Source organism: Pirellulales bacterium (assembly GCA_036267355.1).
Classification (GTDB): Bacteria; Planctomycetota; Planctomycetia; order Pirellulales; family DATAWG01; genus DATAWG01.
On sequence record DATAWG010000083.1, the window covers coordinates 1 to 26,552 of the forward strand.

The window sequence follows — 26,552 nt, forward strand, 5'->3', positions numbered from 1 at the left end:
AGAAGCGCAGACGGCACACGGAGTGTGCCTGCTACGTTGCCGCGAACCCTCTGGCCCTGTGCGCAGAGCACCAAGAAGCGCCGACGGCACACGGAGTGTGCCTGCTACATAGGAAATTGAGTGGCTGGGGCGTCGGCGGAGCGGTATGATAGGAGGCGAGTTGGATTGCCATGTTTTTTGCCCACCCCATGATGTTGCTGCGAGCCGTCAGGCGGAGTTCCGGCCGCTGGGTTCGTTGCTCCCGCCTGTGAATTTGACGCCCGAAACGCCTCTAGCTTTCCGTTCATCGCTTCCGGAGGATTGTTTCGATCATGCGCGCTTCGATGATCGTCGCCGGTGGGTTCTTGCTTGTTGCCGGAAGATTGCCGGCAATTGCGGCGGCGGAACCGGCAGCGAAGCCGGTGGTGGCAGCTTCAGAACATCCGGCAGACGCAAAGCCGGTGGCATCGCCGGAAGCCGTTCGCTTTTTCGAAGCGAAAGTGCGGCCGGTGCTGGTCGACAATTGCTATAAGTGCCACGGCGATACGAAGCAGGAAGATAATCTGCGGCTCGATTCGCGGGCCGCACTGTTGGCCGGCGGCGATCAGGGGCCGGCCATGGTGCCCGGCAAGCCGCAAGAGAGTCTGCTGATCCAGGCGGTGAAGCACTCGGCCGATCTGTCGATGCCGCCGAAGAAAAAGTTGTCGGGCGAAGAGATCGACGATCTTTCGCGATGGGTCGAGTCGGGCGGCTATTGGCCGGAGGAGGACAAAACGGCGGCCGCGCCCCCGCGGAAGCCGATGCAGATCACGGCGAAAGACCGGGCCCACTGGGCTTTTCAATCCGTGCGGCAGCCGCCGATTCCCAGCGCGAACCGCTTGGGCAAGTATGCCGCGTGGTCAGCCAATCCGATCGACGCGTTCATTCTCGCCAGGCTCGAAGCCAAGAACCTTGAGCCGAATCCGCCGGCCAGCAAGCGGCAATTGATTCGCCGGCTGTATTACGATCTGACCGGCTTGCCCCCGACGCCGGCCGAGGCCGAAGCCTTTGCCGCCGATAAATCACCTGGCGCTTACGACACGCTGGTGGATCGCCTTTTGGCTTCGCCGCAGTATGGCGAAAAATGGGGCCGGCATTGGCTCGACCTGGTGCGCTATGCCGAAACCAATAGCTACGAGCGCGACAATCCGAAGCCGAACGTGTGGCGATATCGCGACTATGTGATCCGCTCGTTCAACGAAGACAAGCCCTACGACCAGTTCGTCCGCGAGCAATTGGCGGGGGATGAATTCTTGCCCCCCACGGCCGACGGCGTTATTGCCACCGGCTACTACCGGCTCGGCATTTGGGACGACGAACCGAGCGATCGCGAATTGGCCCGCTACGACGGGCTCGACGACATCGTGGCCACCACGGGGCAAGTGTTCTTGGGGCTGACGGTCGATTGCGCCCGTTGCCACGACCACAAGATCGACCCGATCCCGCAGCGCGATTACTACAAGCTGCTGTCGTTCTTCCAAAACGTGCATCCATACCACAACGGCGGCCCGACCGACGAACAGCCGATCCCGCCCAGCCCCGGCGAGCCGGCCGGCCGATCGCCGGGCATGGCATTGTGCGTCACGGAGCGCGGCCGCGAGGCACCCGACACATTCGTGCTCTTGCGTGGCAATCCGAACAACCATGGCGACAAAGTCGAGCCCGGTTTTCTGGAAGTGCTGGGGAATGAGAAGGCCGTGGTGCCGACGCCGGCCCCGAATGCGAAAACCACCGGCCGGCGCACGGCGCTTGCGAATTGGATCGTCGCGCCAACGAACCCGCTCACCGCGCGCGTGATGGTCAATCGGATTTGGCAGTATCACTTCGGCCGCGGCATCGTGCGCTCGCCGAACAATTTCGGCACGCAAGGCGATGCCCCGACGCATCCCGAATTGCTCGATTGGCTCGCGGCCGAGTTCGTGCGGCAGGGATGGCGATTGAAGCCGCTGCATCGGCTGATCGTGCGGTCGAATGCGTATCGGATGTCGTCGGCCGGCAATGCGGCGGCGCTGGCCGCCGATCCGGCGAACGATCTGTTTTGGCGATTCGACATGCGGCGTTTGACGGCCGAGGAGGTGCGCGATTCGATCTTGGCCGTGAGCGGCAAGTTGAATCGCAAGATGTTCGGCCCGTCGATCTATCCCGACATGCCGGCCGAGGTGTTGGCGAGCCAATCGCGGCCGGGCAACGGTTGGGAAAAATCGCCGCCCGAGGAGCAATGCCGGCGGAGCATTTACATTCATGAAAAGCGTTCGCTGCTGGTGCCGCTTTTGGAGGCCTTCGACCTCGGCGAGAGCGATCGCTCGAATCCCGTGCGGTTCAGCACCATCCCGCCCACGCAATCGCTGCAAATGCTCAACGGCAATTTCGTAAACGCGCAGGCGTCGGCCTTGGCCGAGCGCGCCAAGCGCGAAGCGGGCGACGATCCGAAGCAGCAAGTGCGGCTGGTGCTGAATCTGGTGACCGATCGCCCGCCGCAAGACGCGGAGATCGACCGCGGAGTGCGGTTGATCGAACGATTGCGCTCGCGCGACGGGGCGACGGCGGAAATGTCGCTACGGCTGTTTTGCCTGATGGCGCTGAATATGAACGAGTTCATTTATCTAGACTAGAGTGAGGGGTGAGAGACGCGTGGGTTAGCCCTGCCGCGCTAGCGGCGGGTGCGCTCCAAGCGATCTCCAAACATCAATGGACCGCAAATCATGACTCAACAAATCGACAACTCGGCCCACCACGGCGGCGGATTCTGCGGTCGCACGCGGCGCGAATTCCTTTGGGAGGCCGGCGCAAAATTCACCGGCCTTGCCCTGACCGCCATGCTCGCGGATAGCGGCTTCTTCCCAGGCCAATCGCTCGCTGCCGTGTCGGGAAATCCGCTCGCCCCGAAGCCGCCGATGATGCCGGCCAAGGCCAAGAGCGTGATCTTCTTGTTCATGTACGGCGGCCCAAGCCACGTCGACACGTTCGACTACAAGCCGAAGCTCTATCCGCTCGACGGCAAAATCGTGCCCATCAAAACATTCGGCCGCGGCGGCAAGAAAAACGAAGGACGCGTCGTCGGACCGAAATGGAAGTTCAAGCAATACGGCCAGTCGGGCAAGTGGGTCAGCGATCTGTTTCCCAATTTGGCTACCTGCGTCGACGACATTGCGTTCATCCATTCGATGACCGCCGATTCGCCGATCCATGGCTCGGCGATGCTGCAAATGAACACCGGCAAAATTCTTTCCGGCAGCCCGTGCCTCGGCTCGTGGACCAACTACGGGCTGGGCAGCGTCAACGAAAATCTGCCCGGCTTCGTGGTGATGCTCGATCCAACCGGCGGCCCGATCAGCGGCGCGAAGAATTGGTCGAGCGGCTACATGCCCGCCACGTATCAGGGCACGCTGCTGCGTTCGGCCGGCGAGCCGATTCTTGATCTTCGCCCGCCCGAAGGAATCTCGGATCCGATGCAGCGCGACCTGCTCGATTCGCTGCAAGAGTTCAACGCGTCGCATGAAGCTGCGCGGAGCGACAACAGCAATTTGGCGGCGCGCATCGCCAGTTATGAGCTGGCCTACGCGATGCAGCGTTATGCTCCCGAGGCTGTCGATATTTCGCAGGAAAGCGCGGCGACCAAAGAGCTCTACGGCTTGACCGAGCCGCGCACGCAGGAATTCGGCCGCCGCTGCTTGTTGGCTCGCCGGCTGGTCGAGCGCGGCGTGCGGTTCGTGCAGCTTTATGCCGGCGGGGCTCACAACGACCAGAACTGGGATGCCCACGGCGATCTGGTGAAGAACCACACGTTCCACGCCGGGCGCACCGATCGGCCGATCGCCGGGCTCATCAAGGATTTGAAGCAGCGCGGCCTGCTCGACGAAACGCTGATCATTTGGGGGGGCGAATTCGGCCGCCAGCCGACCGCCGAATACGCCAAGGGAACCGGCCGCGATCACAACGCCTATGGCTTCACGATGTGGATGGCCGGCGGTGGCATCAAGGGGGGCACGAGCGTCGGCCAGACCGACGATTTCGGCTCCGCCGCCGTGGCCGATCGGTTCCAGGTGAAGCATCTGCACGCCACGGCGCTGACGCAAATGGGCCTCGATCCGAACCACCTCACCTACTTTTACGGCGGCCTGAAACAAAAGCTCGTCGGTGTGCAGGGCGCCGAACCGATCCGGCAGATTATCGCGTAGGTCGGGCTTTCCAGCCTGACAGGCGGTGGAACACGGATCGAATCCGTAAGAAAGGCGCAGTCAGGCTGGAAAGCCTGACCTACGGCTGTGGAGTGCTTTATGCCGAAACCGCTGCGCCACGGTCGGCCGCTTTGGGTGGCGTTTGCGGTGCCGTTTTGCATCGGGTCGGGTTCGGTCCTTTGGGCCGGGGCGTCGATCCGGCCGCAACAGTTCGATCTGTTGGTGCTGCTGGCCGGCGGCGGGTTGCTCGGTTTATTCTCTTTGGGGTTTATCATTCTGCTAGACGCGGCGAATCGTACCTACGACCACCACGAAATAATCCAAACCACGATTCAGAAAAGAGGAACCCGTGACGCTCAAACTGTTTCGACGTTTGCCGAAGATGAAAACGCTTCAACTCGCCTTTGCCGCAGCGGCGAGCGGCCTGCTCGCATGCAATCTTGCCGTCGCCGATGATGCACCGGCCCCCACGCTCCGCTTGCAATTTCGCGGCACGGATCTGACGCTTTCCGGCACCGCTGCTCCGATGCAGCACCGTGTTTTCGCAATCGACAACGGCCATGCGGCCATTGTCGGCGCCGACGGGAAAGTCGAATGGGAATATCCATGCCATACCGATGGCCACGGCAGCGCGGTGCTCGGCAATGGCAACGTGCTGCTCCGCATCGGCACGGCCACGATTGCCGAAATCTCGCCCGAAAAGAAAATCGTCTGGCAATATGAATCCAAGCCGCAGCCGGGCTACAAGGGGCACATCGAAGTGCACGCTTTCCAGCGCCTGCCCGACGGCCTCACCATGATCGCCGAAGGGGGCAATTCCCGGATCATCGAAGTCGATTCGAGCGGCAAGATCGTGCACGAGATGCCGCTGGTGATCAAGCATCCGAATCCGCACGTCGATACGCGCATGGTCCACAAGCTCGACAACGGACATTATCTCGTGTGCCAGGGGGGCGATAGCAAGGTGTGCGAATACGATGGCGATGGAAAAGTCGTGTGGAGTTATACGCTCGATCTCGGCGGCCGGCCGGCATCGCCCGGCCACGGCGTCGAGGGGCACGGCACGGAGCCGTATGACGCGCTGCGTCTGCCGAGCGGCAACACGCTCATCGCGGCCGGCAATGGCAATCGCGTGATCGAAGTGTCGCCGGCGGGCAAGATCGTATGGAGCGTCGAGCAACATGAATTGCCGGGCATTACGCTGGCCTGGGTCACATCGCTCGAAGTGCTGCCCAGCGGTAATCTGATTTTTGGGAATTGCCATGCCGGGCCCGCGAATCCGCAGTTGATCGAAGTGACCCGCGACAAGCACGTCGTGTGGACGATGAAGAATTTCAAGACCTTCGGCAACGCCACGGCGACGGCCCAAGTGCTCGACGTGCCTGGAAACGTACTCCGCTGACCGCCCGGGGTCTGGCTCATTTTTCGGCACGATAGGGCTCGAATTGACAACCAGCGCCGGCGCCGAAAAATGTGCCTGACCCCCTTGCGCCGCGCCAACCCCGGAAGCACGCTCCGTGTGGCGTCGGCGCCGGCATGGTGCGCAGCGCACAGAGCAGCGCACAGAGCAGCGCAGACGGCACACGGAGTGTGCCTGCTACAATACGGCTGCTCGCCGCCGGCTGCCGTTTTTGCTTTTCTCGAATTTCTCTTCGAAACTAAACTCCCACTATGAAAAAAATCCGCTTCGGCGTTTTGAGTACGGCCAAGATTGGCGTGGCGAAAGTGATTCCCGCCATGCAGCACGGGCAACAGACCGAAGTCGTCGCCATCGCTTCGCGCTCGGCCGACAAAGCCCGCGACGTTGCCGCTCGGCTCGGCATCCCGCGCTATTACGGTTCCTACGAAGCCCTGCTGCTCGATCCGGACGTCGATGCCATTTATATTCCGCTCCCCAACGATCAGCACGTTCCGTGGTCGATCCGCGCGCTCGAGGCGGGCAAGCACGTGCTGTGCGAAAAGCCGATCGGCCTCTCGGCCGACGAGGCCCGGCGATTGCGCGAGGCGAGCCGGCTTCATCCGCGATTGAAGCTGATGGAGGCGTTCATGTATCGCCATCATCCGCAATGGCGCAAGGCGAAGGAATTGGTCGACGCCGGCCGAATCGGCACGCTGCGAACGATCAGCACGCTGTTTTCATTTTTCAACGACGATCCGGCCAATATCCGCCACGATCCGGCCATGGGGGGCGGTGGACTGATGGATCTCGGCTGCTACGCGATTTCCCTCTCTCGCTGGATTTTGAACGCCGAGCCGCGGCGCGTGATCGGTTGGGTGCAATACGATTCGCGATTTCAAGTGGATCGGCTGGCGTCGGCTATTTTGGATTTCGGCGAGTGCTCGGCAACATTCACTTGCTCGATGCAAATGGCGGCGTTTCAGCAGGTCGAGATTTTCGGAACCGAAGGGCGGATTGAGCTTGCCGAGGTGCCGTTCAACGCTCCGAACGATCGGCCGTGTGCGTTGAATCTACAGCACGGCGAGCACGCGTCGCGGATCGAATTCGACCCGTGCGATCAATACGCGATCCAAGGCGATCTGTTCGCGCAATCGATTCTCGACGACCGCCCGGTGCCGACGCCGATCGACGATGCGGTGCGCAACATGGAGGTGCTGGAAGCGATCGTCGCCTCCGGCCAATCGCACCAATGGATCGAATTTGGCAAGCGATGAAGAGATACGTCAGGAGCGGTTCGCAAGCCGTCGGTGCCCACTAGTCTTCTCGGGTGCGACGCCGGCCAACCTCCCCCACGCCTGCTGGATGGTAGATTTTGTTATGGATGAGAGGGGCATCCGCCGGTGTGCCACTGGCCAGCGCAGTCGGCCAGTGGGAGCGCCGCTTGAACTCCCACACAAAGGGAACGTCCCGCGGCGTGCGTCCCTCGCTAACGACGGCAAGGCCGCACCCAACGTAGCAGGCACACTCCGTGTGCCGTCTGCGCTGCGCGGCGGGTTGGGCACAGAGTGCGGCAGACGGCACACGGAGTGTGCCTGCTACGTTGGTGGCGGGGCGATATCTAACCCATCACCCCCGGCCCCTCTGCGGCAGGCCGTTATTCGAGCGTGAAGCGGTTGTCGGCGATCGTGATCGTGCGTTTGCCTTTGAATTGATCGTACACGCGTTGCATCGCGGGGATGTCGTCGAACCAGCCGATCATGTATGCGGCGCCAAAGGTTTCGCCGGCGTGGACGTGCTTGCGATGCAATTCTTCGATCAGGCACACGTAGCCCCGCTGGTGGCACCATGCCTCGGCGACTTCCGCGGGGTCGAGCGTCATTCCGGCGAGCCACGGGCCCGGCTTGCCGTTCTGCTTCACCTGATAGGCTCGAATCATTCGCTCGGGAATGGAATCCGGCTTCACTGCGTCGGAATTGCGCTTGTAGAGAAACTGGGCGTCGGGGGCGAAATCCTTGTCGAACCGTTCGGCCGGGATCGGTTGCGGGAGATAGCTAAGAAAGACCTGGGCGAACGTGTCGGCCCCTTTGTGCCGGATGTGGCCGGGCATGTCGAGGCGATAGAAAAGATCGTCGACATCATTGGCGCTCGTAATGCGTTCGCAGGAGATGACGTAACGCACGGTGGGTTGAAAAACAAGCGTTTGTTCCCAAGTCGAGCCGGCTTTGTAACCGTCGCCCGGCTTGTTGTAGGTGTAGCGGAGTTTGATGGCGACGAAATCGTTTCCGCGGACGATTTCCGGCTTCAGGACTTTGGCTTGCGTGCAAATCTGCGGGCCCTCGACATAGTGTTTGGGCAGGTTGCCGTGCAGCTTGGCATCGCGCTCGTAGCCATCGTCGCGCCAGCCGGGCGCGAGGAGAAAATCCATGATGTGCAGCCCGAAGCCAAGATCGCGGGCCCCGGTTTTCTTGTCGAGAAAGCTACCGGCCGCGATGCCGCTGACGTAGCCGCGCTTGCGAACGACGGCTTGCAGCGCAGGCGTATCGATCTTGATGGCATCGTCGGTTTCGACGACCGCGATCGACTCGATCGGCGACGCATTGCTCGGCTCGGCAGCTCGAGCGGCAAGGGGGGCCGAAAAAATCATCGGCCCGAGAAGCAGCAAATGAATTCGCATCGCGACCTCGACGAGGCTCGAACGGCGATTGTGGGAGGCATGAATGCAGCATGCCCACGGAAAACCGTGGGCATGCATCCGCTGGAAGCTAGCTTAATACCGTCGCGGCCCGTAGGCAACGATTTGCCGAATTCGTCGGGCTACTTGGCGCAGCACGAGGGGGCGGGAGCAGCGCATCCACACGGGGCAGGCACCGGAACCTGGCAGGTGACCGTTTGCGGAACCATGCGGCACACTTGCACCGGCACTTGCTTCGCCACGGTGTAGGGAACGCACACGTTGTAGGTTTCGGTGTGTTGCTCGGCGACGCACTTGCACTCGGTTACTTCGCGCGTTGCCGTGCGCGTCTGCGGCACGCAGACGGTGTATTGCACTTCCTTCTGCATGGTGTACGGCACGCAGACGTTGTACGACTCGGTCACGGGCACCGAAACGCAACGGCACTCGACCACCTCTCGCGTGGCGGTTCGCGTTTGCGGCACGCAGACGGTGTATTGCACTTCTTGCGAGCGCGTCTCGGGCACCATGTGGCAAACCTGCACCTGCCGAGTTCGCATCTCTTGCTTGTTGACGGTGCATTGGTAGTCGTACGGCACGGTTTCCATCACCGGCTTCATCACGGTGCAGGGAATTTGCTTGGTGACCAAATTCGGCACCCAAACGCGGCAGGTGCGGCAGGGCGGCGGGCTCTGGCAACCGCCGCAGGGCGAGGCACAATTTCCGCACCAGGTCGTCGGCGGACAGCCGCAGCCGCAACCGCATGCACAGCTCGGCACGGGCCGATCTTCCCAATGCCCTTCGTCGACGCACTGGCAATAGCTCGATTGCGTCGGCACCATGTGGCATTCTTCACGCGTGGCATGACGCGTTTCCGTGTACGGCACGCAAACGCAGTATTGCTCGCTCTCGGTGCTCATCACCGGCTTGCACACCGTGTATTGCACCGTGCGGGTTCGCGTCTCGGGCACCTCGACCGTGTAGTTGTATTGCACCGTTTTCGTCTCGGCGACTTCCTTGGCGACCATGCAAGTTCGCGTGCGCACTTCGCTGCGGTATGCGGTGCAATTGACGGTTTGCGTGCGTGTCTCGGGGACCATTACGGTGTATTGATATTGCACCGTCCGCGTTTCGGGAACCATCTTGTAAACGGTGCAGGTGTGCTGCCGTTGCTCGGTGCGATATGCGGTGCAATTGATGGTTTGCATTTCCGTGACCATCGTAGGCACCATCACCGTCTTCTCGACCGTCTGATAACTGCACCCGCCGGTCGCAGGCATCTCGCAGCCGCCGCTGCCGCAATAGCAACCGGAATTGCAACAGCCTGAGTCTCGGCAGCCATGAAACCAACTGGCGTCGGCCGGCCTTGCCAGCCCGAATAGTACGAATGGCGCGACGAGCAATGCGATTCGACGAAACATGGTTGTCGTTCCTTTATGCAAGCGAGCGAAGAGGGAATTTCGATGCTTAGCGTTTTGTCTAGGTACGCGCCGCGACGGCAGGCGCTGAATGCGTTGCCGTCGAATGGGCAAACTGCGCAAAGATTAACGAGACGCGGCATCGTTGTCAACCAACTGGCCGAAAATGAATCACGGCGATTTGTGAAAGAGCAATCGCCCCACGAAAATCGGGCTCGGGCTCCACGGCGCGAAGTCGCGGAAGGTTTGACAGCGGCGGATTGATGGCAGTGCCAGCGTCGCTGCGCCGACGGGCGGCGAGTGGCTTCAAGTTGTTCGGCGCCGGGCGACGAACTTGGTTGTATGGAGATTGCCGCTGCCGCCGCGGCCAGAGTCTTCTCGGATTGCCGTCCCACGCTCACCAGCCCCGGCGAATTGCATGGATTTTCTGGTCGAACTCGACATTTTCGCGGGGCCGCTCGATTTGCTGCTCTATCTGGTGCGGCGCCACGAGGTCGAGATTGCCGAGATTCCGGTCGCGCCGATCACCGACCAGTTTCTCGAATACATCTCCGTCCTCGAGCAGCTCGATGTCGATGCGGCCGGCGATTTTCTGGAGGTGGCCAGCACGCTGGTGGAAATCAAATCGCGGATGCTGTTGCCGCATGGCGACGAAATCGAAGAGCCGCTGGAAGATCCGCGGCGCGAGCTGGTCGAACGGCTGCTGGAATACAAGAAATTCAAGGATGCGGCAACGCTTCTCGACGAACGCGGCCGAGATTGGCAGCAGCGCTTTCCCCGATTGGCGAGCGATCTGGGAGGGCCCGGCCGCCAGGCGGATGAAGAACCGGTCCGCGAAGTCGAGCTTTGGGATCTGGTCAGCGCTTTGGCGCGCGTGCTCCGCGAGCGGGAAAAGGCAAAGCCTTCAAGCATCGTCTACGACGACACGCCGATTCACGTTTATTTGGCGCGAATTCAAGCACTGCTCGACGAGCGCGGCGCGATCGCGTTTACCGAGCTTGTGTCGAGCGCGCGGCACAAATCGGCGATCATCGGGATGTTTTTCGCCGTGCTCGAGTTGGTGCGGCATCACGGAGTGCGCGTCGAGCAGAACGACCCGAGCGCCGAAATCTGGATCCTGCGCCCGCTGGAAGAATCGCCCGCGACGCTCGCTCTTGCCGCGAGCCCGTAGCGGCCGCATGGGAGTGTTGCGTTTTGCTGGTCCATTCCACCCGAACGCGATCTCGTCGGCGTCCGCCGCGGCGGGCTGTTTTGACTGCGACTCCGACGCGGAAGTTTCCCGAACCGTGTGCCACTTGCAAGCGAAGCCTGCCAGGGCCGACGAGCGAGTTGACGTTGAACCCGGTGTTCACCATCAGACTCATGCAAAATTCAAACGGCCGCGTCCGATGGGAAAACATCGACATCGCGCGACGCTCGCACTGGCCGACTGCGCTGGCCAGTGGCACACGTCCGTCAGTGGCACACGTCCGTCAGGGGCACACGTGCGCCGGTGGCACACATCCGGCGCGGCGGGCTACGTAGACTGCGGCTCCGTCGCGGATTTCTTCGCTTTGAAGACAACGATCGATAGCGCGGGCAGCGTGAGGCCGATCGAGACGGGTTGCCCGTGCGAGGCGACGGGAATCGTCGTTGCGCCGCCGAAATTTCCCAGGCCGCTGCCGCCATAGAGCGATGCATCGCTATTGAGAATTTCTTGCCAGTAGTCGGTCGTGGGCGTGCCGATGCGGAAATTGCGCCGCGGCACGGGCGTGAAATTGCAGGCCACGAGAATCTCTGGCTCACGCTCGTCGCCTTTGCGCAGAAACGAAAGCGTGCTCTGATCGCTGTCGCGGCAATCGATCCATTGGAAGCCGCGCGGATCGCAATCGTAGCGATGGAGCGCCGGCTCGGCACGGTAGACGCGGTTCAAATCGTCGACCCAGCGCCGCAGGCCGGAATGCTCGGGCCGGTCGAGCAGATCCCAATCGAGCTGCGTGTCGTGATTCCATTCGCGCCACTGGCCAAATTCGCCTCCCATGAAGAGCATCTTCTTGCCGGGCTGCGTGAACATGTAGCCGAGCAGCAGGCGGAGGCTGGCGAATTTCTGCCAGGCGTCGCCCGGCATCTTGGCCAGCAGCGAGCCCTTGCCGTACACCACCTCGTCGTGCGAAAGCGGCAGGACGAAATTCTCGCTGAACGCGTAGACCGCGCGAAACGTGAGTTGATCGTGATGGAATTTGCGGAACACCGGGTCTTGCCGCATGTACTCCAGCGTGTCGTGCATCCAGCCCATGTCCCACTTGTAGCCGAAGCCGAGCCCGCCGACGTAGAGCGGCCGCGACACGCCCGGCCAGGCGGTCGATTCCTCGGCGATCGTCATCGCATCGGGATAATGCTTGTAGACCTGTTCGTTCAGCGAGCGGAGAAACTGCACGGCTTCGAGATTCTCGCGGCCGCCGAAGCGGTTCGGCACCCATTCTCCCGGCTTTCGGGCGTAATCGAGATAGAGCATCGAAGCCACGGCGTCGACGCGCAGGCCGTCGATATGATACTTGTCGAACCAGAACAGGGCATTGCTGAGCAGGAAGGCACGGACTTCGTTGCGGCCATAATTGAACAAATAGCTGCCCCATTCGGCATGCAAGCCCTGGCGCGGATCGGCGTGCTCGAAGAGATGCGATCCGTCGAAATATCCCAGGCCGTGTTGATCGGTGGTGAAATGCGACGGCACCCAATCGAGCACGACGCCGATGCCGCGTTGATGCAAGAAGTCGATCAGGTACATGAAATCTTGCGGCGAGCCATAACGGCTGGTGGGAGAAAAATAGCCGCTCGTCTGGTAGCCCCAGGAGCCGTAGAACGGATGTTCCATCAAGGGCATGAATTCGACGTGCGTGAAGCCGCGCTCGACGAGATATTCCCCGAGCCGCGGGGCGATGCTGCGGTAGGTGTAGAATTCCGCCGCGGCGGCGCTCGCGTTGTCGGCCTGATTTGCGGCAGCCGGGCCGACAATTTCGCCCGCGGCCGGGCGGAGCCACGATCCGAAGTGCATTTCATAGATCGACACCGGCGCGTCCAACGATTGCCGCTTGCCTCGGCCGGCCATCCACTCGGAGTCGCGCCAAGTGTATTCAAGATTCCACACGACCGACGCGGTTTGCGAAGGAATTTCGCCGTGGAATGCAAACGGGTCGGCTTTATCGACTTCGTAGCCGTTGTAGCGCGAGGCGATGTGATATTTATAGCGTGTGCCCGATTCGGCCTCGCGAACGCATCCTTCCCAGATGCCGGAATTGCCGAGGCAACTCAGCGGATGAGCGTGCGGGTTCCAACCGTTGAAATCGCCGACCAGGGAGACACGCAGGGCGTTCGGCGCCCAAACGGCGAAATCGGTGCCCCCGCCCGGCGAACTGCACGGATGCGCCCCGAGCTTTTCATACAGCCGAACGTGCGTTCCCTCGTTGAAGAAGAACAAGTCGGCCGGCGAGAACGAACTGGCGGGCGATGCGGCTGGCAGAGCACTGGTCGGCGGCGCGTTGGTTGGCATGGTGGGCTATCGGCTTGCGAATTCTATGCCACCGACAAGCCTAGCACGCGGAGACCACGGATGGGCGAAACTGCCAGCGAGCTTCAGCACGCCGTTGCGGCAAAGCTCGCTTGCGGTCTCGTGCATCGCGACCCGTCGCACCGGCGGCGCGTGCCCACCGGTGGTGTGTGCCACTGGCAAGCGCAGTCTGCCAGTGTTGAACTGCCATTGGATATAGCCATACCGTTTGGCCAGTCGAACGCGGAGACCAATTCGCAAGTTCGCAGCCTTTTGTGCGCTGCCACTGGCAGACTGCGCTTGCCAGTGGCACACGGCCGGCCGCAGTGACTGCTATTTCCCTTGCGATTCTTCGTGCAGCGGAACGAGATACGAGTCGAACACGCGGACCGATTTATCCAACGGCTTGGCGACGGCGATGAATTTAAGATGCCGCGGCGACACCAAGTATTCGTCGTGGGCCGCTTTGTTGGCAAACACGATGTGCAGCGCGACGTCGAAATCGCTCACGCTGACCGGCTCTTTGAGGTTGGCCATCGTGCCGACGGAGAAATAAACCTCGCCCGGATGGCCGCCCAGATATTCTTTGGCCGCATCGATCAGCTTCGTGCGATTGGCATTGTCGGAGTCTTTGAGCGTGAAGAAAACCATGTGGGCGATCATGGAGTCCTTCGAGCTGGCCTCCGCGGGGGCGGCTTTGCCCTCGGGCTCGGCAGCAGAAAGGGGTCTGGCTGCCAACGATCCGAACACAACTAAGCTCACAAACGCCAGGATCAAAACGAAACGATTTCGCAACATTTTGCACCTCGTGGGAAACGAAAAACATTTGAGAGCGTAAAAATTTCGCGGTCCAACGTCCAGCCTTTTGCAATTCCCTTGGTCATTCGCGTATTTCGTGTCATTCGTGGTTTCCGCTTCGTCTTCTTACACTGGGCTGATCTCGGCCGGGTGGCTCGCTTTGCCGTTGGTCTCGGCTTGCTGTCGTAGCGAAGGGCCGATCAGTTCTTCGATTTCGATGTCGTCGAGCGTTTCATCTTCTTCCAATTTCCGCGCCACGAGATCGAGCTTGTCGCGATGCTGGTCGGTCATTTGCTGGGCGATGCTCGCGGCATCGTGCAGAATCCGCGAAACTTCTTCGTCGATCACTTGGGCCGTGTGTTCGCTGAATTCGCGCTGCTCGTAGATTTCCTTGCCGAGGAACGGATGCTCCTCGCTGGTGCGGAAGGCGACTGGCCCGAGCCGCTCGCTCATGCCCCAATGGGCCACCATTCGCCGGGCCAGTTTGGTGGCGCTGGCCAGATCGCTTTCGGCGCCGGCCGTGTATTCGCCGAACACGGCTTTTTCGGCCGCCCGGCCGCCGAGCATGAAGATCAACCGGCTCTTGAGCTCCGATTGGCTGATATTCAGCCGATCTTCCTCCGGCAGCAATTGCGTTACGCCCAGGGCCCGGCCACGCGGAATGATCGTCACCTTGTGGAGCCGATCGATGCCCGGCAAGAGCCACGCCAAGACGGCATGGCCGGCCTCGTGATAGGCCGTCATCGTTTTTTCCTTGCCTGTGAGCACTTCTTCGCGCTTCGCGCCCATGAGCACTTTGTCGCGGGCATATTCGAAATCTTCCATATCGACTTTGTCTTTGCCGTTGCGCGTGGCCCAGAGGGCGGCTTCGTTGATCAAGTTGCGGATATCCGCGCCGGTGAGGCCGACGGTGCCGCGACCCAGCCGCTCGATATCCACATCGGCAGCCAGCGGAACGCCGCGCGCATGGACCTTGAAAATTGCGACGCGGCCTTTCTGAGTCGGCCGATCCACGGTGATGTGGCGATCGAAGCGGCCGGGGCGGAGCAATGCCGGATCGAGCACGTCGGGCCGATTCGTGGCCGCGAGCACGATCACGGATTCGTTGGGACTGAAGCCGTCCATTTCGCTGAGGATTTGATTGAGCGTTTGCTCGCGTTCGTCGTGGCCGCCGCCGAGGCCGGCGCCGCGATGCCGCCCGACGGCGTCGATTTCGTCGATGAACAGGATCGCCGGCGCGGCGTCTTTCGCCGTCTTGAACATGTCGCGAACGCGGCTCGCCCCCACGCCGACGAACATCTGAATGAATTCCGAACCGCTGATGGAAAAGAACGGCACCCCGGCTTCGCCCGCCACGGCGCGGGCCAGCAGCGTTTTGCCGGTGCCGGGAGGGCCCATCAGCAGAATTCCCTTGGGCACATGGCCGCCAAGCCGCTGGAATTTTTCCGGGCTTTTGAGGAATTCGACGACTTCTTGCAGGTCGTGCTTGACGCCTTCGAGGCCGGCCACATCGGCAAACGTGATCTGCCGCCGCGTGTTTTCATACCGCTTGGCCGGGCTCTTGCTGAAACCCGAGAGAATTCCACCGCCGCCAAGAAACTGATCGCGCGTGCGGCGGAGCATGAACCACCACACGCCGCCAAGCAGCAACAGCGGCAGCACGAGGTAGAGAAACATCAGCGTGCCCGAGTTGTCGGACGGAATCCGGGCCCGGATCGTGACCCCTTTGTCCATCAGCTCGTTGATCAGCCGGTTGTCGCCCAGCGAGGCGGTGGGCAAGACGGTCTCGAAATCGATCGAATACCGTTCGGCCGCCACGGCGTTTGGCGTCGGGCTCGCGCCCGATGGTGCGGGAGCATCGTTCGCCGCGGCGGCGGTAGGGCTCGGCGTGGCGAAGGCCAGCCGCGCCGAACCGACCGGTTTGAAGGCCGCGACCGATTTCGACGTGGCCGATTTCGACGTGGCCGATTTCGTGTCCGATTTTTTCGGATGAGTTGCGGCCGGTTTCGCGTCGCTTGAATTCAGGCCCGCCCGGAGGACCGCTGGCGATTTCGCGGCAAGTGATTTTAGGGCCGGAGCTTTCGGCTTCGGGCTGACCGGCTCTTGCGGCCGGGCGCGAGCGCCGGAGCTGGCCGCGTTGGCGGCCGAGGATGGCGTGTCGGAATTCGCCGAATCGTTGTCGGCGATATCGGCTTCGAAGTCTTGCTTGGATTCGGACTCGCCGGTCGCATCGAGGTCGGCCGGCTCGACGCCCATCGCCACCGAGTCGGCGTTTCTTGGCTTGAGCGGGGCCTTCTTGAATTTGCCGGTCAGGGTTTGTCCTTCTTGCTCGACTTCCGCGATATTTCCCGCCGCCAATTGTTCGCGGAAGAAAGAGAAGTCGATTTTCGAACGCCCGTTGCCGTACTGACTGAACAACACGACCGCCGCCACGACCAACAGAATCAGCACCAGCCACACGGTCGATGGGCTCATGCGCGGACGAGGCGGTCCGCCGGCGCCGCCGGGGCCGGGCACTCCACCGCCGGGAAGACGCCCACCGGGAAAATTGCCGTCGGGCAATTTCTCGGGCGGCACTCCACCGCCCGGCGGCGAAATGTCGGGACCAGGCGGAACGCCCGACCCTTCAGGCGGAATCCCGTTGCCGGGCAAGTGCGTAGCCATTCAGATCCTTCGCAAGTGTACAGATTCTGGCCGGACGGCCCCTCGCCAAGCGAAAAAGGCCCGGCGACGCGGCGGTCCCGCTTCCACTATCCAATGCAATTATACCGCCTGCGCGGTGTTCCTACGATGCGGGCCAGCTTTTGGTAGTAGTACGCTTTGCCGTAGGTCAGTCTTTCTAGGCTGACGAAGTCCGAGGAATGTCAGGCTGGAAAGCCTGACCTACCTGAAAACGTCATTTTCCGCTTGCTGTCGTTGAAGACACCGGCTGGCCATCCCGAAACACCGTTGCGTCGATCGGCTCGCCATTCTCCTTCCAGCGGGTTCGCTTGCCGTCGAGCATGCCGTTTTTGTACAAGGCGACTTCCAACGGCTTTTCATCGCGATACCAGAGCGACTGCTGGCCGTCGAGCTTTCCGGCCACATAATGGGTCTCGAGCTTCTTGTTGCCGTTGGAATACCATTCGATTACGGTGCCATCGTATTCGCCGTCTTTATATTCTTCCTGCTTAACCGGCTGGTTCTTTCCACCGGAATCGTAGGAGACCCATTTTCCGTCGCGTTTGCCGGCTTGATAACTTTCGTCGCGCTCCTTGCTGCCATCGTCGTGAAAGAGGGTCCAGGCGCCGTCGAGCTTGCCATCGCGGTAGTTTTCAGTTTTGACCGGCTTGCCGTTGCTGGCCCAAAACTTCCACGGGCCTTGCTTCTTCCCCTCGACGTAGCGCCCTTGGACGAACTTCGTGCCATGGGGATAATATTCGACGTGCTCGCCGTCGTAAACTTTCGAGCCGTCGCTGAAGAGCTTGATTTCCCAGGTGGCCTGCGGTGTTTTGTCGGGAAATTGGGCCGTGATTTGGTCGCGGCGGACGAATTTCGGCGGCGGCACGACCGTGTCGATCCCTTTTGACCCCGGCAGTTGCGGCCCGGAAAGCGTGGTATTGCTGGCGACGCGGCTCGACTCGCGGGAAGCCTTTGGCGATGGTTGATCCCCGCCCGCCGCCGATTCCGGCGAAGATGCCGCATGATGGCAGCCAGTCATTGCGGCGATCGACAACAGCGCCACCGCAAAAAACCACACGACCTTCGACGATCCAACGCCGGTCGCTGCCGCGCGCGATTTATGCAAAAATTGGTCCGCCATACCGCCCTTATGCTCCAAAAAAACAAGCAATCGATTGTAGATACGCCGACCGCCGGATAGAACCGGTTAGAAGATGGGATCGCGGTCGACGGCATGCCGCCTCCTCGACGAGGCCTCGGCTTGCACTGCGCATCCAGCTTGATATATGCAAGTATCGCATGGTAGGAGCCTTTCGTCTACGATGCCCCCTGAGCGCGGGCTGCCGCTTGTAGCGAATATTCGGCCCATCCTCAAAGCTGCCGATCTGCAAAACTAGCCCGAAGCGAGAGCCACGCTAGCCCGCAGCGTTAGCAAGGGATCACACTAGCCCGCAGCGTTAGCAAGGGTCACACTAGCCCGTAGCGTTAGCAAGGGATCTCTGACAGACGATCCATATCCCGACCCGACTTGCGCAGCGGATCTCCGTTTTGAGACAAAGTCTGGCGTTACGTCTCGGTCGAAACGCTCGAATAGGATGGTGGCACCCATCCCAAGAGGCCGACGGCATACGGAGTATGCCTGCTACGTAGCCGGCACACTCCGTGTGCCGTCCTGCGAAATGCCGAGCCTAGGCTGAGCCAGAGCCTTGGATACGGCCGAGACAACCTGACAAAGCCCGGTGCGAAATGCCTTCCGAAACAAATCTAAATTCCAATCCGAGCGCCGATCCACTGGAGCCGCTGCGCTACGGGGTCGTGGCCGTAGTGCCGCGCGAGGCGCAATTGATGGTCATTCGGCGGTCTGAGTTCGTGTTGGCGCCGCGGGCAATTTGTTTTCCGGGCGGTGGAATCGAGCCAGGCGAATCCGAGCCGCAAGCGCTCGTGCGCGAGATTCGGGAAGAGCTGAACATCGACATTTTGCCGCGGCGATGTTTGTGGCGAAGCGTCACTGCCTGGCGAATCGCGCTGGCGTGGTGGCTGTCCGCCATTCCGCTTGGCGCCGACCCGGCGCCGAACCCGGCCGAAGTCGAAGCGGTGCACTGGCTAACGCCCGACGAGATCCGAACGCACCCCGACCTTTTGCAAGGCAACATCAGTTTTCTGAATGCACTGGCCAGCGGTGAGATTCAGCTTAGTTGACGCGCGAAGCCGCAAGCGATGCGCCAACGTAGCAGGCACACTCCGTGTGCCGTCCGCCGTCCGCTGCGCGCAACCCGCCCCTCGCGTGCAATGCGCCGCGGAGCGCAGACGGCATACGGAGTATGCCTGCTACAATAGCTTCGAGGGGGTCGCAACGCTCACCGCCGGCCGTCAATTGCCCACTGGCTTTGCGCTCGGTGCAGCGGGAGGCGAACCGGGCATTTTGCCGGCGAACTGGCGATTGAATGCTTCGGCGTCGTAGGGGTCGCTTCCCGCGGCAGGCTTCGTTTCATCGACGGATGGCACGCGTGGCGCGACTGCCGGCGGCGGAAAAAACGGCGGCGATTTCGCCGGATGCCCAAACGGGGCCTGCGGCAATTTTTCGGCTCCCGGTTGCCGGCCGGCAAGCATTGCGCCATCCTTTTCACTTGCCGTCGAGCCCTGCCGTGGAAGGGCTGGCCGCGACGGAGCAACTCGATGCGTTTGCCGCACCGGCCGAGTGTCGGTGTCGGCGGCGGCCGTCGCCGGAATTTCATCGCTTGGGAATGCGTCGCCGGCACCGGCAGCCGCGCTACCGCCCGAATTGAATTTCCTCCCGCGCGGCCACGCCGGATTAACATTCGCCGGGCGGATCGTCGGCGGCTGGCTCACGACCTCGGGCAGAGTAACCGGTTTTTGAGTGACCATTCCAATCCAAATCAGCAGCTCGCGATATTTCGTCCCCTGCGGATCGAACACCGCCGAATTGATCGTGCCGTGTGGCCGATCGACGACGGCCAACAGCCGGCTTTGCTGCGGATTTTGAAAGTCGAGCCACGAGAGCGTCGCTTGCAGATTGCGCTGCGTCAATCGCCGGCTGGCAAACCGGTCGGCCGGCACGCGAATCAGCGAATAGTACATCGCGCTCGCCTTGTTCGTTGAACCATGGCAGCCCGCTGTCGCACAACTGCTGATCAATAGTGGCTGAATCGACGTGGTGAATGATTCGATGGCCGCAGGCGGAAGGGCCCGCAACATGCGATCGAGATCTTCGTCTGTGATGCGGGGCGCGACGGCCGATTTACTCCGCGACGGCGCGGGGGGCGGCGCCAGCGACTCTTTCAATCGCCGATCCACCAAGCCGATCCTGGGATTCGCGGGATCCAGCACGATCGCGCTGGAAAGCTCGCGGGCAGCCTCGGCCGGCAATCCCTGTCGCAGGCACCAATCGGCCAAATCGAGATGATCCTCGGCCCGGCCGACGGTAAGCCGTGCGCGGCGTGCCTGATAGGCTTCGTCGAGCGTGTGGCAGATAAGATCGACATCGCCCGTGCGGAATCGCAGTTCGCCGTCGGCAATCGACACATTGTAGTGATCGCCTTCTCGAGTAACACGGCCGCGAAGGATTTCGCCATTGCGCAGCATGACCAACTGTTCCGCGGCTTGCGGTGGATCAGCACCCCACACTGCCACCAGCCGACAACAGCAGAGAAATGCCGCCAGAGAGATGAGCGCAAAACGGCCTGCCATAACGCGCGGAGGTTAGAAGAATGCGCACGGCAGGTCAAGCCCGGCCGCTCCCACCTCGCCCCAAGCCCTGGGAAGGCCGAAACTGTTCTTCCACGCGCTGGCGGTTTGGCGGCCTTCCCTGGGTCCGCCCGGCGGGGCAGGTGAGGCAGCGCAACAAACCCAGGGAAGGCCGGCAGGGCGTCGCTCAAGTGGCGGGAGCACTGCGGGCCTTCCCTGGGCTTGGCGCGCGATCAGGGAACTTGCCACACGCTTTGGATTAGCCAGCGTTCTTGGCCGTCGGATTCGACGAGCCGTTGCGTGTCGATCTGCACGACAAGCGGGCGCAGCGACGGCCCGCTCGGCGATGCGACTCGATACCAAAGGTTGATTGATTGCCGCCCCCTTTCCGCCGGAATGATTTGCGTCTGCACCGGCACGGGATGGGCATGATCGCCGAGCGCCAGCAGCGCCGCCACAGCCGGCCGCTCCAAAAAAGCTTGGAGCGGCGTCTTTTCCGCGTCTTCGGCCGCCGCTCTCGGTCCTTCATGCGGCGGCGCGATGTGATGCGATGTTGCGTGCAACATCAGGTCATAAGCTTGCCGGCTCCGGCCGGCTTGCAAATCGTCGAACCATTTCTGGGCCAACTCCTCGGCCCGGGCAATGAGCCAATATTGATGCGTGAAATAGTGCACGGGGGCCGCTGCCGACATCGACACCGACAGCGCCAGGCCGATGATCGCCCCCTTGCGACCGACCATGGGCATGTCCGACTGGCCGATCCGCAGCATTGCAATCACTGCCGCCAACACTCCGAGCGGCGGCACCCACCACAACAGCGGATCGGCAAATGCGATCGGCGACGCAACGCCAAGCAACAGCGCCGCGACCGCCCAACCATTCACCGGCCGATAGTTGGCCAATTCAGGATCAGGATGTTCTGAATTCATCGCAACGCGAACACCGCTTGGAATGTGAAAGGAACACGATCGCCAAGGTAAAACGGGCCACGCATCGTGCAGGGCGGTCGCCACGTGGAGGCCCTTCCTCGCTGACGCTTCGGGCTAGTATGCGCGATCATTCAGCGAACCATAGCCCGAAGCGTTAGCGAGGAAACCACACAAGCCCGAAGCGTTAGCGAGGAAGCCACAAGCCCGAAGCGTTAGCGAGGAAGCCACACAAGCCCGAAGCGTTAGCGAGGAAGCCACAAGCCCGAAGCGTTAGCGAGGAAGCCACAAGCCCGAAGCGTTAGCGAGGGATCTCTGACAAGCGATCCACGCCCCGCCCGAGGTTCGTCCGAACCAAAATTATACCTCGCGCGCGATCGAGCGGAAATCGCCGCCGCGGCGGCCTCTTCTTTCGAGGCGAAAGTCGCCGCCAAAACACATGTTTGCGGGGGGACAAGCTATGGCTACAATTTGGCCCCTCCCTCAATCGCGGCCGCGAAGAGCACCAAAGCCGCCACGCCAATTTGCAAATGCAATTCCACGCCGCACCAAAACATAAGAATCTGGGTTGCCTTTGCAATCGCGGGCATCCTCGTTCCGTGCTGTTTCGCTGCCGGAAGCGCCCATGCTGCAAGTGCCGGCGAAATTGATTCGGCGTTTGCAAAGGCGGAATCGTTGCGAGCGAAGGAAAATGACTCCGCCGCGTTGTCTGAATACGAGCGGGTCATCTTGTTGGCGGACGAACTCTACATCGCCGACGGTCGCCGGCTCGCCCCTGTCTTGGTCAAAGCCGCCTATGGCTTCGAACAAATCGAGCATTGGGAGCAAGCCGAATCGCTCTATAGGCGCGCCCTGCGGATGCTGGACGTAAATGTCAGAGGCGACGATCCAGCGACTGCCGACTGTTTGGAAGGGCTGGCCGAGCTTTACGAGAGTTCGCACCGCTTCGGGGAGTGTCGCGAAGCAAACTAACTGGGGTCGCGGCCAATTTCGCACCCGCAACCTGCTCTGGAATCGCTGGCCGGGGGTTGCTACACTCCCACACGCTCGGATGCGGACGCGCCCTGCGCCGCCGCTAGCAGCCCTTTTCTCGAAAATCCGCATTCGCGGCCGAATTCGCATGAACACTCGCTTGCCTGGTTCGCGCTCCGCCCTCGGTTCATCCATTGCTGGCATGCTTCTGTTGGCCTGTGGCTGGGCGGTGCTACCCGCTCCTCGCTGGGCCATCGCGGCGCCGTGGGACTTCGTGTCGATCAAGCACGTCGATGCCGATCCGAACAAAGACTATCCGATCACGGAATCCGCCGGCCCATGGATGATCATGGTCACGACGTTTCATGGCGACAAAGCCGAGGTGCAGGCCCGGCAATTGGTCTACGAGCTGCGCAAACAAAACAAGTTGCGAGCCTACACGCGTGCTCAGACCTACAACTACAACGAAAAACACATCCCGGGCCGCGGCGTATTTCCCGACGGCGCTCCCAAAACCATGGAATATCTCAACGCCGAGAAATACGAAGAGGTGGCCGTGCTGGTGGGCGATTTCCGAGCGGTCGACGACCCCGATGCCCAGAAAGATCTGGCGATGATCAAGCACGCCGATCCGGCATGTCTCAAACCCGAAGCGACGCCGACATCCAATTCACCGCTGGCCGACCTGCGCCGCTGGGGCCAGCAAACCTTCGGCACGGGAAAAAAATCGAACGGCCCGCTGGCCAACGCGTTTATCACCACCAATCCGCTCTTGCCGCGCGAATATTTCGTCGGCAAAGGTGTCGATAAGTTCGTCGCGGAAATCAACAAGGGGGTCGAACACAGCCTGCTCGATTGCCCGGGCCGATTTAGCGTCAAGATCGCCAGTTTCACCGGCCGCGTGTACATCAACCAACAGGAAATTCGCCAACTCGAGGAAACCACGGCCCGCGATCGGCAGACCGATGAATCGCCGCTCGTGGAAGCGGCCGCCAGAGCCCACGCCATCACCGAAGCGCTGCGCGCTCAGCATGTCGAGGCCTACGAATTCCACGATCGCAGTTCGAGCATTGTCACGGTCGGCCATTTCGCATCGGTGGGCTCGCCCCGCGCCGACGGCAAGATTGAAATCAATCGGCAAATCTACGAGATCATCAAGAAATACGGCGCCGATCAGGGCAGCTTGGCGGGCGGACAGATTTCGCTCGGCGTGCAGCCGAAGACGATCGACGTTTCGATCGGCGGCCGAATGAAAACGATCGTGTTCGACATCTCGCCGGTGCCGGTGGAAGTTCCCCGCCGCTCGATCAGCGGCATCTACCAAGCCTCCGCGATGCGCTAAGGCTCGGCCGAAAAATAACTTCTCCACCGCCCCCTCTCACCTTGCGGGAGAGGGTGAGGGATTCGAAAAGCGGACGCTATTTTTCGGCCGAGCCTGACGACCGCCAGCCATTCGAGGCCGGCCAGGCCGTTCTGAAGGCCGGCGCAGTAAACGGGCTGCGGTGTAGACCTCTCCGGTCTCTCCCCGCTAAACTGCTTTCGCTGCGTGGCCCTGTCGCCTCGCCCCGCGCCCCTAACCCGTCACCCGTCACCCTTGTTCTTCCGCCCCGTTGCCTCCCCTCGTCCTCGGAACGCGCAATCGTAAGAAGTGCGGCGAGTTGGCGATGCTGCTCGCGCCATGGGGCTTCACGCTGCGCACGCTCGCTGAGCTGCCGGAATCGATCGAGATCGAAGAAACCGGCCACACGTTTGCCGCCAATGCCGCGCTCAAGGCCTGTCAACAGGCCCGGCATTTGAAGCAATGGGTGCTCGGCGAAGACAGCGGTTTGGTCGTCGATGCATTGGGAGGCGAGCCGGGCGTTTATTCGGCCCGCTTTTCCGGCCCCGCCGCCACGGATGAATCGAACAACCGGTTGCTTCTCGATCGCCTCGCCGACATGCCGCTCGACCGCCGCGCAGCCTACTACGTCTGCCACGCCACGCTTGCAGATCCAAGCGGCGCCATTCGGGCCGAGGCGTCGGCCGAGTGTCACGGCCGGATTCTCTTCGCCCCCACCGGCAGGGGCGGCTTCGGCTACGATCCGCTGTTCGAGATCGTCGAATATCACCGCACGTTCGGCGAACTCGGCCCGGAATCGAAAGCCTGCTTGAGCCACCGCTCCCGCGCCCTCCGCGAACTGATCCCGCGAATGACGCGGCTAGTCGATTCCGGCGAATGGCGATAGAGCGAGCGGGTAGCGGCGTTCGCTCCGCTGTGGCAGAATAAATCAATGCGCCCTTGGAAGCCGGCTTACGATTTCGCTTTTGTCGCGGTTTATCTGGCCACGATCGTCGGCATTGCGCTTTGGGTGCTCGAGGCGCGGAAGGACGTGATCGCACAACTCGAACAGCGGAGCCAACTCGAAGGCTGGCAGGCCTGGCGCGCGGCCGCGGCGAAGCAGAATGGCACGCACGGCCCGGTCGAGCGCGAAGTGCCTCGCAGCGAAGTGCCGCCGATGCTGATGTTGATGCGCGACAATTTCCCGGCGATCTTTTTTGCTGCGACTTTTTTTCCCGCGATGATTCTCGGATTCTTCCTGTTCGTGCTCCGCGGCGTGCTCCGCCAACCACGGCCGCCAAGCGGCAAATCAGGGCCCGGTTGAATCCCACAGCCGCATTGCATTTCGGCGTCGATTGCCCAATCGCCGCGGCGTCCCGCTGGCCAGCTTGGTCTGCCGGTGCCGGCCGGCGAGTCGATGTTCAGCTTCGGCTGCGGGCGACAATAGAACGGTTGGCCAACGGCAGCATGGGACGGAGGATCGCCGAGTCTTGCGGCGCTCTCACTGGCCGACTGCGCTGGCCAGTGGCACACGGCCAGTGGCACACGGCCAGTGAGCACACGGTGCTTCCTTGCTAACCGGAAGTTGGCGTAGCGGCCTTGGCGTTTCGCCGCTCGTTCGCCACCAAGCAGGCCACTTTTTGCCCCGCACCCTCCAACTCCGGCGGTGTGTTCGCACAGCGCGGCTCGGCGATCGGGCAGCGGTCGACGAAGCGGCAACCGGGATACGAGCGATCCGGCGTCGGCACTTCGCCCGATAGCACGATCCGCCGCCGCTGCCGCTGAGCGATCGGATCCGGAATCGGGGCCGCCGAGAGCAATGCCTGCGTGTAGGGATGCTGCGGCTGGCGGTAGAGCGCGCGGGCGTCGGCCATTTCGACGATCCGGCCCAAATACATCACGCCAATGCGACTGGAAATGTGCCGCACGACCGACAAATCGTGCGCGATGAACAGATACGCCAATCCCAGCCGGCGCTGCAAATCCACCAGCAAATTGATCACCTGCGCTTGAATCGAAACATCGAGCGCCGACACCGGCTCGTCGCAAACGATCAGTTGCGGATCGACGGCCAATGCACGGGCAATGCCGATCCGCTGCCGCTGCCCGCCGGAGAATTCGTGCGGATACCGATTCGCATCGCGGGGATTCAGCCCGACCATGTCCAACAGCCGCAGCACTTCGAGCTTACGGCGCCGCGTCTCGTGCAATTTGAAGATTCGCATCGGCTCGGCGATGATCCGGCCGACGGACATGCGCGGATTGAGCGAAGCGAACGGGTCTTGAAAGATCATCTGAACCTGCCGGCGAAACGGGCCCGCGCGCCGGCCGTCGAGTCCGTCGATGCGCGATCCCTTCCACAGCACCTCGCCCGACGTGACCGGCACGAGATTCAGGATCGCCCGAGCGAGCGTCGACTTGCCGCAGCCAGATTCGCCGACCAAGCCAAGCGTTTCGCCGGCGCAAATCGTGAAGCTCACGCCATCAACGGCTCGCACCGCTCCGTGAACGCGATGAAACATCGGCCCGCGCACAAACGGAAAGTGCACCGCCAAATCGCGAACTTCCAGAAGCGGCGCTGCGGACTCGATCACAAAACGACCTACGAACCTTTCAAATCCCACGGCGAATCGGACGCCTGTCATGGATCATTCTGCAATCCACGGCGAAAAGCAATACGGCTGCCAACGTAGCAGGCACACTCCGTGTGCCGTCTGCGCTTCTCGGTGCTCTGCGCACTGGACGGGGCAGACGGCACACGGAGTGTGCCTGCTACGTTGTTAACGGCACATGGAGTGTGCCGACTGCAATACAGGTTCGTCGCCGCGCCCCTTCTTGGCCGCCGGAATTGGCAATGAACCTACCGCCGCTCGTCCTTGTTCAATAGCCATGGGACGAGCATGTGAGTCGCGCGGCGGAGGACGTTTTCATCGTCGCCGGCACGGCCGTGGTCTTCCGTGGC

20 protein-coding genes are annotated in these 26,552 nt (G+C 61.8%); 10 read left to right on the top strand and 10 right to left on the bottom strand.

All coding sequences use genetic code 11. The annotated features are described in order from the left end of the window. The first annotated feature begins 311 nt into the window (after positions 1-311). The 4 genes from VHX65_13280 (at position 312) to VHX65_13295 (ending at position 6,869) form a co-directional block, all read left to right on the top strand. On the top strand, positions 312-2,630 hold the full coding sequence (locus tag VHX65_13280; protein ID HEX3999518.1) for a PSD1 and planctomycete cytochrome C domain-containing protein: 2,319 nt from the start codon (positions 312-314) through the stop codon (positions 2,628-2,630). A gap of 90 nt (positions 2,631-2,720) precedes the next feature. After that, on the top strand, positions 2,721-4,196 hold the full coding sequence (locus VHX65_13285; protein HEX3999519.1) for a DUF1501 domain-containing protein: 1,476 nt from the start codon (positions 2,721-2,723) through the stop codon (positions 4,194-4,196). Positions 4,197-4,545: 349 nt separating this feature from the next. After that, positions 4,546-5,598 carry a WD40 repeat domain-containing protein gene (locus tag VHX65_13290; GenBank protein ID HEX3999520.1) on the top strand — a complete coding sequence of 351 codons (1,053 nt, stop codon included), beginning with the start codon at positions 4,546-4,548 and terminating at the stop codon, positions 5,596-5,598. Positions 5,599-5,867: 269 nt separating this feature from the next. Further along, complete coding sequence (locus tag VHX65_13295) at positions 5,868-6,869, top strand: Gfo/Idh/MocA family oxidoreductase (protein ID HEX3999521.1); 1,002 nt, start codon at positions 5,868-5,870, stop codon at positions 6,867-6,869. A 380-nt stretch (positions 6,870-7,249) separates the two neighbouring features. On the opposite strand, the gene VHX65_13300 is transcribed toward VHX65_13295, so the two are convergent. Both VHX65_13300 and VHX65_13305 read right to left on the bottom strand, forming a co-directional pair. Continuing rightward, positions 7,250-8,269 carry a hypothetical protein gene (locus VHX65_13300; GenBank protein HEX3999522.1) on the bottom strand — a complete coding sequence of 340 codons (1,020 nt, stop codon included), beginning with the start codon at positions 8,267-8,269 and terminating at the stop codon, positions 7,250-7,252. Between the two features lie 140 nt (positions 8,270-8,409). Next, the gene (locus VHX65_13305) at positions 8,410-9,687 is read right to left on the bottom strand and encodes a hypothetical protein (GenBank protein HEX3999523.1); all 1,278 of its coding nucleotides are present in this window, start codon (positions 9,685-9,687) and stop codon (positions 8,410-8,412) included. A gap of 415 nt (positions 9,688-10,102) precedes the next feature. Between VHX65_13305 and VHX65_13310 the strand changes: the two genes are divergently transcribed. After that, positions 10,103-10,855 carry a segregation/condensation protein A gene (locus VHX65_13310; protein HEX3999524.1) on the top strand — a complete coding sequence of 251 codons (753 nt, stop codon included), beginning with the start codon at positions 10,103-10,105 and terminating at the stop codon, positions 10,853-10,855. Between the two features lie 345 nt (positions 10,856-11,200). On the opposite strand, the gene glgB is transcribed toward VHX65_13310, so the two are convergent. From glgB to VHX65_13330, 4 genes are all read right to left on the bottom strand, one after another. Beyond that, the gene (glgB, locus tag VHX65_13315; GenBank protein HEX3999525.1) at positions 11,201-13,213 is read right to left on the bottom strand and encodes a 1,4-alpha-glucan branching protein GlgB; all 2,013 of its coding nucleotides are present in this window, start codon (positions 13,211-13,213) and stop codon (positions 11,201-11,203) included. A gap of 330 nt (positions 13,214-13,543) precedes the next feature. After that, positions 13,544-14,008 carry a Dabb family protein gene (locus VHX65_13320; protein ID HEX3999526.1) on the bottom strand — a complete coding sequence of 155 codons (465 nt, stop codon included), beginning with the start codon at positions 14,006-14,008 and terminating at the stop codon, positions 13,544-13,546. A gap of 126 nt (positions 14,009-14,134) precedes the next feature. Next, positions 14,135-16,672, bottom strand: a complete 2,538-nt coding sequence (ftsH, locus tag VHX65_13325; protein HEX3999527.1) for an ATP-dependent zinc metalloprotease FtsH — start codon at positions 16,670-16,672, stop codon at positions 14,135-14,137. 232 nt (positions 16,673-16,904) lie between these two features. After that, positions 16,905-17,810, bottom strand: a complete 906-nt coding sequence (locus VHX65_13330; GenBank protein HEX3999528.1) for a toxin-antitoxin system YwqK family antitoxin — start codon at positions 17,808-17,810, stop codon at positions 16,905-16,907. Positions 17,811-18,415: 605 nt separating this feature from the next. Here VHX65_13330 and VHX65_13335 point away from each other — a divergent pair. Then, positions 18,416-18,868, top strand: coding sequence for an NUDIX domain-containing protein (locus VHX65_13335; GenBank protein HEX3999529.1), 453 nt, complete (start codon positions 18,416-18,418; stop codon positions 18,866-18,868). A 171-nt stretch (positions 18,869-19,039) separates the two neighbouring features. Here VHX65_13335 and VHX65_13340 read toward each other — a convergent pair whose 3' ends face one another. The 3 genes from VHX65_13340 to VHX65_13350 form a co-directional block, all read right to left on the bottom strand. Beyond that, positions 19,040-20,377, bottom strand: a complete 1,338-nt coding sequence (locus VHX65_13340; GenBank protein ID HEX3999530.1) for a hypothetical protein — start codon at positions 20,375-20,377, stop codon at positions 19,040-19,042. A 230-nt stretch (positions 20,378-20,607) separates the two neighbouring features. Further along, positions 20,608-21,303, bottom strand: coding sequence for a hypothetical protein (locus VHX65_13345; GenBank protein ID HEX3999531.1), 696 nt, complete (start codon positions 21,301-21,303; stop codon positions 20,608-20,610). Positions 21,304-21,764: 461 nt separating this feature from the next. Beyond that, positions 21,765-21,890, bottom strand: coding sequence for a hypothetical protein (locus VHX65_13350; GenBank protein ID HEX3999532.1), 126 nt, complete (start codon positions 21,888-21,890; stop codon positions 21,765-21,767). A gap of 85 nt (positions 21,891-21,975) precedes the next feature. Between VHX65_13350 and VHX65_13355 the strand changes: the two genes are divergently transcribed. The 4 genes from VHX65_13355 to VHX65_13370 all read left to right on the top strand — a co-directional run bounded on the left by VHX65_13355 (position 21,976) and on the right by VHX65_13370 (position 24,914). Next, positions 21,976-22,272 (top strand): hypothetical protein, encoded by a 297-nt coding sequence (locus VHX65_13355; protein ID HEX3999533.1) that lies wholly within the window; start codon positions 21,976-21,978, stop codon positions 22,270-22,272. 202 nt (positions 22,273-22,474) lie between these two features. Continuing rightward, positions 22,475-23,614, top strand: a complete 1,140-nt coding sequence (locus VHX65_13360) for a hypothetical protein (protein HEX3999534.1) — start codon at positions 22,475-22,477, stop codon at positions 23,612-23,614. Positions 23,615-23,882: 268 nt separating this feature from the next. Continuing rightward, a complete protein-coding gene (gene rdgB / locus VHX65_13365; GenBank protein ID HEX3999535.1) occupies positions 23,883-24,497 on the top strand; it encodes an RdgB/HAM1 family non-canonical purine NTP pyrophosphatase in 615 nt (204 codons plus the stop codon). Between the two features lie 45 nt (positions 24,498-24,542). Then, positions 24,543-24,914 (top strand): hypothetical protein, encoded by a 372-nt coding sequence (locus VHX65_13370; protein ID HEX3999536.1) that lies wholly within the window; start codon positions 24,543-24,545, stop codon positions 24,912-24,914. 250 nt (positions 24,915-25,164) lie between these two features. Here the strand turns inward: VHX65_13370 and VHX65_13375 are convergent, their stop codons facing one another. After that, entirely contained in the window at positions 25,165-26,184 is a 1,020-nt protein-coding gene (locus tag VHX65_13375) for an oligopeptide/dipeptide ABC transporter ATP-binding protein (GenBank protein ID HEX3999537.1), read from the bottom strand. Positions 26,185-26,552 lie beyond the last annotated feature (368 nt).

Coding starts and splice junctions, on each gene's coding strand:
- VHX65_13280 (HEX3999518.1), top strand. CDS start 312: ATGCGCGCTTCGATGATCGTCGCCGGTGGGTTCTTGCTTGTTGCCGGA.
- VHX65_13285 (HEX3999519.1), top strand. CDS start 2,721: ATGACTCAACAAATCGACAACTCGGCCCACCACGGCGGCGGATTCTGC.
- VHX65_13295 (HEX3999521.1), top strand. CDS start 5,868: ATGAAAAAAATCCGCTTCGGCGTTTTGAGTACGGCCAAGATTGGCGTG.
- VHX65_13300 (HEX3999522.1), bottom strand. CDS start 8,269: ATGCGAATTCATTTGCTGCTTCTCGGGCCGATGATTTTTTCGGCCCCC.
- VHX65_13305 (HEX3999523.1), bottom strand. CDS start 9,687: ATGTTTCGTCGAATCGCATTGCTCGTCGCGCCATTCGTACTATTCGGG.
- VHX65_13310 (HEX3999524.1), top strand. CDS start 10,103: ATGGATTTTCTGGTCGAACTCGACATTTTCGCGGGGCCGCTCGATTTG.
- glgB (HEX3999525.1), bottom strand. CDS start 13,213: ATGCCAACCAACGCGCCGCCGACCAGTGCTCTGCCAGCCGCATCGCCC.
- VHX65_13320 (HEX3999526.1), bottom strand. CDS start 14,008: ATGTTGCGAAATCGTTTCGTTTTGATCCTGGCGTTTGTGAGCTTAGTT.
- ftsH (HEX3999527.1), bottom strand. CDS start 16,672: ATGGCTACGCACTTGCCCGGCAACGGGATTCCGCCTGAAGGGTCGGGC.
- VHX65_13330 (HEX3999528.1), bottom strand. CDS start 17,810: ATGGCGGACCAATTTTTGCATAAATCGCGCGCGGCAGCGACCGGCGTT.
- VHX65_13335 (HEX3999529.1), top strand. CDS start 18,416: ATGCCTTCCGAAACAAATCTAAATTCCAATCCGAGCGCCGATCCACTG.
- VHX65_13340 (HEX3999530.1), bottom strand. CDS start 20,377: ATGGCAGGCCGTTTTGCGCTCATCTCTCTGGCGGCATTTCTCTGCTGT.
- VHX65_13345 (HEX3999531.1), bottom strand. CDS start 21,303: ATGAATTCAGAACATCCTGATCCTGAATTGGCCAACTATCGGCCGGTG.
- VHX65_13350 (HEX3999532.1), bottom strand. CDS start 21,890: ATGCCCGCGATTGCAAAGGCAACCCAGATTCTTATGTTTTGGTGCGGC.
- VHX65_13360 (HEX3999534.1), top strand. CDS start 22,475: ATGCTTCTGTTGGCCTGTGGCTGGGCGGTGCTACCCGCTCCTCGCTGG.
- VHX65_13370 (HEX3999536.1), top strand. CDS start 24,543: ATGCGCCCTTGGAAGCCGGCTTACGATTTCGCTTTTGTCGCGGTTTAT.